Genomic DNA, 8757 nt, shown 5'->3' with positions numbered 1-8757 from the left:
TTTTGCGCCTTTTTCTGGACGCGATTACCTTTACTCATTCCCACCTGTTCAGACAATTATGCCTTCAGGTCCAGCGTTGAAGAATTTTTCAGCATCGACTCATTAATGCTGAATTACGGCCGCCGGGGAGGGCGGCGGCCGCAGTATAGGTACTATTTTTCAGATTATGCCTTTACACCATGCCGGAAAAACCCTGAAAAGCCAGGGACAACAGCCCGGCGGTAATCAAAGCGATGGGAGCGCCTTTCATGGCCTCGGGCACCTCGTACAATTCCAGGCGTTCGCGGATGCCCGCGAACAACACCAGGGCCAGGGCGAAACCGATGGCCGTGGCGATGGCGAACACCACGGCTTCCACCAGGTTAAAGGTGGAGCGGCTGACCAGTACGGCCACACCCAGGATGGCGCAATTGGTGGTGATCAGGGGCAGGAACACACCCAGGGCCTGGTAGAGCGGAGGACTCACCTTTTTGAGGATCAGCTCCACCATCTGCACCAGCGAGGCGATAACCAGAATATAGCTCACGGTCTGCATGAACTCGATATGCAGCGGGATGAGCAGGAGTTTCTGAATCAGAAAAGTGATCAGGGTGGCCAGGGTCATGACGAACAGGACCGCGGCGCTCATGCCCGTGGCGGTTTTCACCCTGGTGCTCACGCCCAGGAAGGGACAGATGCCCAGGAACTGCATGAGCACGATGTTGTTGACAAAAATGGCACCGACAATGATCAGGAATATGCTCATGGCTTACCTCCTCAGGCAAAACGGCGCCGCATCACGTTGATCAGCGCGATCAGGAACCCCAGGGTGATAAATGCACCCGGCGACAGGATAAACAGCAGGATGGTGGTGGAGCCTTCGGGCAGGAAGGACCAACCGAAAAGCGATCCCGCACCCAGGATCTCACGCAGGGACCCCAGCAGGGTAAGGGCAAAGGCAAAACCAAGTCCCATGCCCAGACCGTCGACCAAAGATTCCATTACCCCCCGTTTGGAGGCGAAAGCTTCGGCGCGGCCGAGGATCACGCAGTTGACCACGATCAGCGGGATAAAAATCCCCAGGGCCTTGTGCAGGTCCGGAACATAGGCGGCCATGCTCAAATCGATAATGGTGACAAAGCTGGCAATGACCACGATGAATACGGGGATGCGTACCTTGTCGGGGATCCAGCGCTTGAGCAGGGAGATCACCAGGTTGGAACCCACCAGCACAGCGGTGGTTGCCAGGCCCATGCCCAGACCGTTGATGGCCGAACCGGTAACCGCCAGGGTGGGACACATGCCCAGCAGAAGAACGAACACGGCGTTCTCTTTAAAAAAGCCTTTGGAAAACTCTGTCCACAATTTCATCTTACCGTCTCCTGCCGCAGCGCGGTGTAGGCTTTGTTTACACCGTCACAGAACGCCCGCGAACTGATGGTGGCCGCCGTGATTGCATCCACGTCGCCGCCATCCTTTTTCACGGCCACTTTAAAATTGGCGGGGTCTTTGTCCTTGAACTGCGCACGGAACGAAGGTTCCTCCATTTTCGTGCCCAGGCCCGGCGTCTCGGCCTGCCCCAGCACGGAAACAGAGATAATCCGGCCGGACACGTCGAAACCCACCATCAAACGGATGTCCTCAGAACCGAAGCCTTGGCTGGAAAAGGTCTCCACGGCCGTGCCCACAGGCTTGCCGTCGCGCAACGCCGGGTAGAATATCAATCCCGGCGCGGATTCAAGTGTGTATTTCTCTTCGTAGGGATTGTTGTCGAACTCAGGCAATACGATTTTCAATGCCTCGATAATCTTATTGATCTTGCCTTGGGCGATGGCATCCTTGGTCCGGGAATAGGTGAATCCCAGTGCCAGGGCCGATACCACACATACCAACGTCAGTACAGCCACCATGTTGAAAAAAGTGGATGGAAGTTTTTTTCGCTCAGCCATGTTTCACCTCTCTACCGAACCGCCGTGGTGGAAACGCCCGGTCAATGAGGGGCACAAAGGCATTCATGATCAGAATGGAGTAGGAACATCCCTCCGGATACGCGCCGAAAAGGCGGATCAGGCCGCAAATCACACCCCCACCCAGAGCGAAGATTACCTGGCCACCTGGTGTCATGGGACTGGTTACCATGTCCGTGGCCATAAACCAGGCCCCCAGCATGGCGCCCCCCGCCAAAACATGAAACAGCGGATCCGCGTACTTGCCCGGATCCAGCACCCAGAAGATCCCTATAGTCGCGGCCAGGGAAGCCAGATAGATCACGGGGATGTGCCAGGTAATGATCCCGCGAAACAGCATGTAGATACCGCCGATCAGGATGGCCAGGGCGGCGGTCTCGCCGATACAACCTCCCACCCTTCCCAACAACAGGTCTTTGTACAGATCCAGCGAGCCCAATTCGGGAAGCACCGAGACGCCACCCTCGGACAGTTTGCCCAGTGGAGTGGCGGCCGTTACGGCGTCCACTCCGAAAGACCAGGCGTTTTCCAGGGGCTTGGGCCAGGAAGTCATATGCACGGGAAATGATGCCAGCATGAACGCACGTCCCACCAGGGCGGGATTGAAGGGATTCTTTCCCAGGCCGCCGAAAGCCAGTTTGGCGATGCCGATGGCCACAATTGACCCCACCAGCAATTGCCACCAGGGGATCGATGCCGGCACGTTGAACGACAGCAACAGGCCGGTTACCGCGGCGGAACCATCCATGAAAGTGGATTTCTGCTTCATCATAAAGGTCTGGACAAGGTATTCCGTAGCCATGCAGAACACCATGCCCAGTATCACGACCCGCATGGCATTCCAGCCAAAGTAATAGAAGGAAGCCAGCAGCGCGGGAGACAGGGCAATCACCACTCCCCACATGATCTTGTGTACGCTTTCACCGCCCTTCTCGTGGGGAGAGAGGGAAAGCACCAGGTTGCGGCTCATTTTTGCCTCCTTGCGGCGCGGATGCGCATGACGTTGACTTTGCCGTAACGGATAAAATCCAGCAGGGAACGGGATGAAGGGCAGGCAAAACTACAGGAGCCGCACTCAATGCAGTCGGCCGCGCCACTGGAATCGCATTCCTCGAAACGGTCCGACTGCCCCAGTTTTTCCAGCAACCAGGGCTCCAGTCCCATCGGGCATGCCGATACGCAGCGTCCACAACGGATGCAGTTCTGCACCGGGCTGCGCCGGGCGTCCTTTTCCGTCAAGAGCACGATCCCCGATGTGCCCTTGGTTACGGGAACTTCCAGGCCGGAGATGGCTTTGCCCATCATGGGGCCGCCACTGATCACCTTGGCGGTATCATCGCCGATTTCAACACCCAGGTGCGCGGCCATTTCCATGGCGGGAACCCCCAGTCGCACCAAAAAGTTTCCCGTAGCCGGCAGGTGACTGCCGGTAAAGGTGACAACCCGTTCCACCAGTGGCTTGTTTTTCTGCACCGCCTCGTATACGGCCAGGGCGGTGCCCACATTGTTGACCACGCAACCCACGTCCAGGGGCAGGCGGCCACTGGGGACCTCACGGTTGAGCAATGCCTTGATCAACTGTTTTTCTGCGCCCTGGGGGTATTGGACTTTGAGGGGGATCACTTCAATACCCGGCAGGGAACGGGCCTTGCGGGACATGGTCTCAATGGCGTCGGGCTTATTGGCCTCGACACCGATCATGGCGCGTTCCACCCGGGCAACCTTCATCAGGATCTGAACGCCGACAAGGATTTCATCCGTCCGTTCCAGCATGAGACGATGGTCCGCGGTCAGGTATGGCTCGCATTCAACGGCGTTGATAATCACCGTATCGGCTTTCCTGCCTTCGGGAAACATATACTTGACGTGGGTGGGAAAACAGGCGCCACCCAGGCCGACGACACCCGCGGCCTTGATGCGCTCCACAATGGTTTCCGCATCGGCCTTGATCTCGCGGATCAATTCAGGAGAACGGTCAATACCCGCCTCCCACTCATCACCATCCACGTCGATCACCACCGCGGGGCGGCGATAGCCTGAAGCATCGATCACATCGTCGATTTTTGCCACTGTTCCGGAGACCGAAGAGTGGAGGTGGGCTGAAATAAAGGCCTTGCCTTCCGCAATGCGACTGCCCACACGCACGCAATCTCCCTTGGAAACAGTCGCAACGGCTGGGGCTCCCAGGTGCTGCCCCAGGTGAAGCTGAACCCGGGAAGGGATTGAAAGCACCTGGATGGCCTGGTCAACGGATATCTTGTTCTCGGGCGGATGCACGCCGCCCCGGGGAAAGGTTTTCAGTCTCATCTCTGCACCGTCCTCATGAGGCGCTGGGCGCCGTGACTCCGGCGTCCGCTTTGGGTTTGGGTTTCACGGGTTCAAAAGTCGCCAGGATGGCGCCGGTGGGGCAAACGCTGATACACAAGCCGCAAGCAATGCATTTGGCGGGATCAATATAGGCCAGGTTGTTTTCAAGTGTAATGGCCTGGATCTTTTCCGGACAGGCCTTTACACATCGGCCGCAACCAATACAGGCCGCTTTGCAGGCTTTCCTGGCCACTCCCCCGGGTTCACGGTTCATACAGGCAACCCACACCCGGCGGCCTTTTTTCCCCAGGGGATGGATCTCGATCAGGTTGCGGGGACAGGCAATCACGCAGGCACCACAACTGACACATTTCTTTTCATCCACTTCGGGCAGGCCCGTTTCGGAATTCATGTGGATGGCGTCAAAGTCACAGGCCGTCACGCAATCACCCAGGCCCAGGCAACCGTAGGCACAACCGTTTTCTCCCGCGAAAAGGGAATGGGCGATCGAACAGCGTTCAGGCCCGTCGTATTCCAAATTGGCCGGAGCTTTGCTGCGGCTGCCGCCGCAGCGGACCACGGCCACGGTGGGCCCCGCTTCTTCCACGGCCGTTCCGAGGTATTCCCCGATACGAGCCATGGTTTCATTTCCTCCGGGAGGGCACATCAAGCCCCCAAGGTCACCTTTGTCGGCTGCCCTGACCAGGGCTTCCGCCAGGCCGCGACAACCGGGATAACCACAGCCGCCACAATTGGCGCCGGGCAGCATCTCGGCCACCTCATCGATGCGCGGGTCTTCATCCACTTTGAACTTATTGGCCACCACAAACAGGATGACGGCGGCACCGGCGGCTACAAGTCCCAGTACCACAACGGAATACACAATTACCGGATTCACCATTCACCTCGTATTATGATTTCAACCTGGATACAGCCGTAAACCGGATATGCCGGGCCAGTCGCGCCCGAAGCATGTATACCACCAGAAAATAGGGCACCATTGAAGCCAGGGCCGCCAGGCCGGCAGTGACCGGGTCCGCCGTCAAGGCATGCACCGTCAGCAACACCAGCAACAACAGCACAAAGGGCCCCAAAAAAGCCACGACCACTGCCAGCCACCCGGTCCGTTCCCGCATGATCACGGTCACGGCGTCACCGGCATGCAGTGATTCACCAGTCTCCGCGTCGATGATCTTTTCCTTTGTATCCGCCCCCGGACACATGGAACGGGCATGACATGCCGCACACGCAGAGTGGCTGGTGATGCGTACCCGCACACGGCCGTTGTCGGCATCTACCACCACGCCGTCATGGGATACGGTGGTTCGGCTGTCGGACAAACGCGTTCTCCTGCAGGTCAGGTTGATGAAAACCAAAGGCGTAAGGATACCGCATCGCCGCTGAAAAATCAAGGCTGGATTCAGCAAAGGGTGAAGCCTGCCGGAGGAGGGACTCGAACCCTCACGAGGGCTGTTCCTCGTCAGATTTTGAGTCTGGTGCGTCTGCCAATTCCGCCACTCCGGCAGCACTGCGCATTATACGCCGGGAATCAGTCCCATGTCAACCACGCCCGACCCGCGCCCGACCCAAAGTCTTGGCAACGCTGAGCAGCTACATGATCAACAACAAGCCGCATGCATGCAGATCAAACCCGCCGAAAAACTCTTTCGCCTGAATCGATAGTGTGATGACTCTACAGATGAACACCGGCTCCCGGGCCCAACGGTAAACCAAGCAGCAACCAGGCGATCAACAATACAACCCAGCCGATAAAAAAAACCATCGAGAAGGGAAGCATGGTGGCAACAACAGTTCCTATGCCGGCTTTTCTGTCGTATTTCTGGAAATAAACGATAATCAGGGCAAAGAAACTCATCATGGGGGAGATCATGTTCGTCACACTGTCACCAATGCGATACCCGACCTGTGTCAATTCCGGGGTATATCCGAGGAACATGAACATCGGCACAAATATCGGCGCCAGAAGCGCCCACTTTGCCGATGCGCTACCCATAACCAGATTAACGGCACCAGAAAAGGTCACAAACATGATAACCAGTGGAATTAACCCCAGCTTCATGTTCTCAATCGCATGCGCTCCCTCAATAGCCACAATAACGCCAAGATTACTCCAATTGAAATACTCAACAAACTGGGCGGCAAAGAATACCAATACGATATAAGCGGCAATCGATTTCATTGATTCCGTCATGCCTTTCATTACATCCGCATCTTTTTTGTATTTGCCGGTTGCCACCCCATAAACGAGTCCCATTAGCCCGGTAACCAGGAACAATATCGCAACCACCCCTTCCAATACGGGTGATTTCAATAAAGAACCGTCTCTGCCCCTCAAAACACCGTTTTCGGGAATCAATCCGATTAGAATAAGGATGCAAAAAAAAGCCAGAACACAAAGAGAATTCTTTATGCCCTTTCTTTCGGCCGGAGTAAGTCGAGAGATCTTTTCCCGCTTAATATTGCATTTATTGTCATACTTCCCCAGCCGCGGGATAACTATCTTTTCGGTCACGAATGTGCCCAGAAAAGCAATAATGAAAGTTGAAACCGCCATGAAAAAATAGTTGGCCGTAGGGTTTACATGATACGCAGCATCCACCAGGTGGGCGGCTTCTTCAGACAGACCGGCGAGCAGCGGATCGATTGTTCCCAGAACCAGATTCGCCGAGTAGCCGCCGGAAACCCCGGCAAAGCCCGCCGCCAATCCGGCTATGGGATTGCGCCCGACAGCCAAAAAGATTGTCCCGGCCAAAGGTACCAGCAGCACATATCCCACACTTGATGCCAGGTTCGACAGAATCCCTGAAAAAACAATGATGAACGTCAAAAGTCGTTCGGGTGAATAGATGACCAGGCTTTTTATGACCACTGCAATCAAACCGGAGTTTTCTGCAAGCCCTATCCCCAGCATGGCTACTATTACAATTCCCAATGGCGCAAAACCGGTAAAATTGTCGACCATCTCAGTTAATATCCTGTGTACCCCGTCCCTGGAGAGCAAGTTGATCACATGAAACTCTTCTCCTGTTCCCGGGTGCACTGAAGACAAACCCATGGCTGAAAATATCGCGGAAAGAATCAATGCCAGCAAAGCAAAAAACCCGAACAGGCTGGCAGGGTGCGGCAGCAAATTGCCTGCACGCTCAACACCGCTCAAGAAAACTTTTACAGGACTTTTTTTCATTCAACTATGCTTTTTTGCACACCTGCCGGCAGATCTTTTCCAGTGACTCGAAAACACCTCTGTTTCATCGCATGATTCTAGGAGGCTGGACCTGAATTGTCAAAAAAATGTTTGAATTGAGTGTCAAAACCAACGCCCATAACTGAGACTGAGACGGTTGCACCCGCGATTAAATCAGGTTACTGTGGGCAATGCGGATCAAACTTCGGTCTGGATCTTGAGCTCCTTGCGATAGTGATCCAGAATGGTTGATTTAGAGATAAGCCCAAGAAAGCGGTCCCCTTCCACCACCGGCAGGCTCCACGCACCGGTGCGGTCAAATACGGAAAGCACCTGGGGCAAGGACTCACCGGCCCCTACAATCGGAGCGTCGGAACGCATTACCTCTTCCACCAGCACGGTACGGGCCATTGCGTCGTCAAACAGGAACTCTTTAACATCGACAAAGTTGACCATACCCAGGAATCGGCCGGTCGAACGATCTTCGACCGGGAAATGGTTGCGCCGGGAACGGTGGATCCGCGGGATCAGTGTCGCCAGGGGCATGTCAGGATACACCGGTACCAGGTCACGCTCCAGCAACTCGGTCAATGGGATATCCGCCAGGATGCGCGCGTCCGTACGCGGACGCAGCAACAACCCCTTTTCCGCCAATTCGTATTGGTAAATGGAGTGACGCTCAGCCAGCCGTACCAGGGTGTAGGTCAGGAAAGAAATCACCAGCAAGGGAAGAATAACGTCATAGCCACCCGTTATTTCAACAACGAGGAAGATGCCTGTCAGCGGTGCGCCCAAGGTCCCGCTGATGGTTCCCGCCATGCCGGCCAGAATAAACAGGGGCGCCGCGGCAAAAACGGCGGCGGGAAACAACATGCACAATAGACCGTGAAACAGGTAACCCGATAAGGCGCCGATCACGAGTGAAGGAGCGAACACACCACCGGAACCGCCTGAACCCAAGGTCATGGCCGTGGCAAGAATCTTCATCAAGACCAGGATCAACATCATGCCCAGGGCCTGCCCCGCTCCACCATCCAGCAGAGAACGAACCAGGTGGTACCCCTCGCCCCGCACCGCAGGAAAGGCCACCACTACACACCCCACCAGCAATCCGCCCAATACCGCTCGGGCCGGCGGGTGAGGCAGCAATTTCGCCAGCCCGGCCCCGCCCGTTCTCAAGGCGCGCATAAACAGAATCACAAACAGGGCGACCACCAGTGACATGGCGGCTACGGCAAGTATGTCCGCCGGCGCGGCCTGCAAAGGGCGGTGACGAAAAGGAATCTGATTGCCATGGAA

Annotated in this window: 9 protein-coding genes and 1 tRNA gene; all 10 read right to left on the bottom strand. The window is 56.0% G+C overall.

Features of this window, described 5'->3' with window-relative positions:
• Window positions 1-172: 172 nt before the first annotated feature.
• Window positions 173-745 (bottom strand): electron transport complex protein RnfA, encoded by a 573-nt coding sequence (locus ENN40_11490; protein ID HDP95965.1) that lies wholly within the window; start codon window positions 743-745, stop codon window positions 173-175.
• 11 nt (window positions 746-756) lie between these two features.
• Window positions 757-1350 carry an electron transport complex subunit E gene (locus ENN40_11485; protein HDP95964.1) on the bottom strand — a complete coding sequence of 198 codons (594 nt, stop codon included), beginning with the start codon at window positions 1348-1350 and terminating at the stop codon, window positions 757-759.
• Window positions 1347-1928 carry an RnfABCDGE type electron transport complex subunit G gene (locus tag ENN40_11480; protein HDP95963.1) on the bottom strand — a complete coding sequence of 194 codons (582 nt, stop codon included), beginning with the start codon at window positions 1926-1928 and terminating at the stop codon, window positions 1347-1349. Before ENN40_11480 ends, ENN40_11485 begins: the two co-directional genes overlap by 4 nt.
• Window positions 1921-2916: an RnfABCDGE type electron transport complex subunit D gene (locus ENN40_11475; GenBank protein ID HDP95962.1), complete on the bottom strand. Its 996-nt coding sequence runs from the start codon at window positions 2914-2916 to the stop codon at window positions 1921-1923. Before ENN40_11475 ends, ENN40_11480 begins: the two co-directional genes overlap by 8 nt.
• The gene (gene rsxC, locus ENN40_11470) at window positions 2913-4253 is read right to left on the bottom strand and encodes an electron transport complex subunit RsxC (protein HDP95961.1); all 1341 of its coding nucleotides are present in this window, start codon (window positions 4251-4253) and stop codon (window positions 2913-2915) included. The genes ENN40_11475 and rsxC overlap by 4 nt, the downstream gene beginning before the upstream one ends.
• Before the next feature lie 13 nt (window positions 4254-4266).
• Window positions 4267-5154, bottom strand: a complete 888-nt coding sequence (locus ENN40_11465; protein HDP95960.1) for an RnfABCDGE type electron transport complex subunit B — start codon at window positions 5152-5154, stop codon at window positions 4267-4269.
• A 10-nt stretch (window positions 5155-5164) separates the two neighbouring features.
• Window positions 5165-5737: a hypothetical protein gene (locus ENN40_11460; GenBank protein HDP95959.1), complete on the bottom strand. Its 573-nt coding sequence runs from the start codon at window positions 5735-5737 to the stop codon at window positions 5165-5167.
• Window positions 5692-5777: transfer RNA gene (locus tag ENN40_11455), tRNA-Leu, on the bottom strand. Before ENN40_11455 ends, ENN40_11460 begins: the two co-directional genes overlap by 46 nt.
• Before the next feature lie 169 nt (window positions 5778-5946).
• Window positions 5947-7458, bottom strand: coding sequence for an AbgT family transporter (locus tag ENN40_11450; GenBank protein HDP95958.1), 1512 nt, complete (start codon window positions 7456-7458; stop codon window positions 5947-5949).
• Window positions 7459-7656: 198 nt separating this feature from the next.
• On the bottom strand, window positions 7657-8757 hold a 1101-nt coding region (locus ENN40_11445; protein ID HDP95957.1), incomplete at its 5' end, for a CBS domain-containing protein.

This window comes from Candidatus Aminicenantes bacterium, from assembly GCA_011049425.1.
GTDB lineage: Bacteria > Acidobacteriota > Aminicenantia > UBA2199 > UBA2199 > UBA876.
The sequence above is the reverse complement of the archived record's forward strand: the minus strand, read 5'-3'. Positions and strand labels throughout refer to the sequence as shown.

Bases quoted from the DNA above. Each gene is read 5' to 3' on its own strand.
- rsxC (HDP95961.1), bottom strand. From the start codon at position 4,253: ATGAGACTGAAAACCTTTCCCCGGGGCGGCGTGCATCCGCCCGAGAAC.
- ENN40_11475 (HDP95962.1), bottom strand. From the start codon at position 2,916: ATGAGCCGCAACCTGGTGCTTTCCCTCTCTCCCCACGAGAAGGGCGGT.
- ENN40_11480 (HDP95963.1), bottom strand. From the start codon at position 1,928: ATGGCTGAGCGAAAAAAACTTCCATCCACTTTTTTCAACATGGTGGCT.
- ENN40_11465 (HDP95960.1), bottom strand. From the start codon at position 5,154: ATGGTGAATCCGGTAATTGTGTATTCCGTTGTGGTACTGGGACTTGTA.
- ENN40_11450 (HDP95958.1), bottom strand. From the start codon at position 7,458: ATGAAAAAAAGTCCTGTAAAAGTTTTCTTGAGCGGTGTTGAGCGTGCA.
- ENN40_11485 (HDP95964.1), bottom strand. From the start codon at position 1,350: ATGAAATTGTGGACAGAGTTTTCCAAAGGCTTTTTTAAAGAGAACGCC.
- ENN40_11490 (HDP95965.1), bottom strand. From the start codon at position 745: ATGAGCATATTCCTGATCATTGTCGGTGCCATTTTTGTCAACAACATC.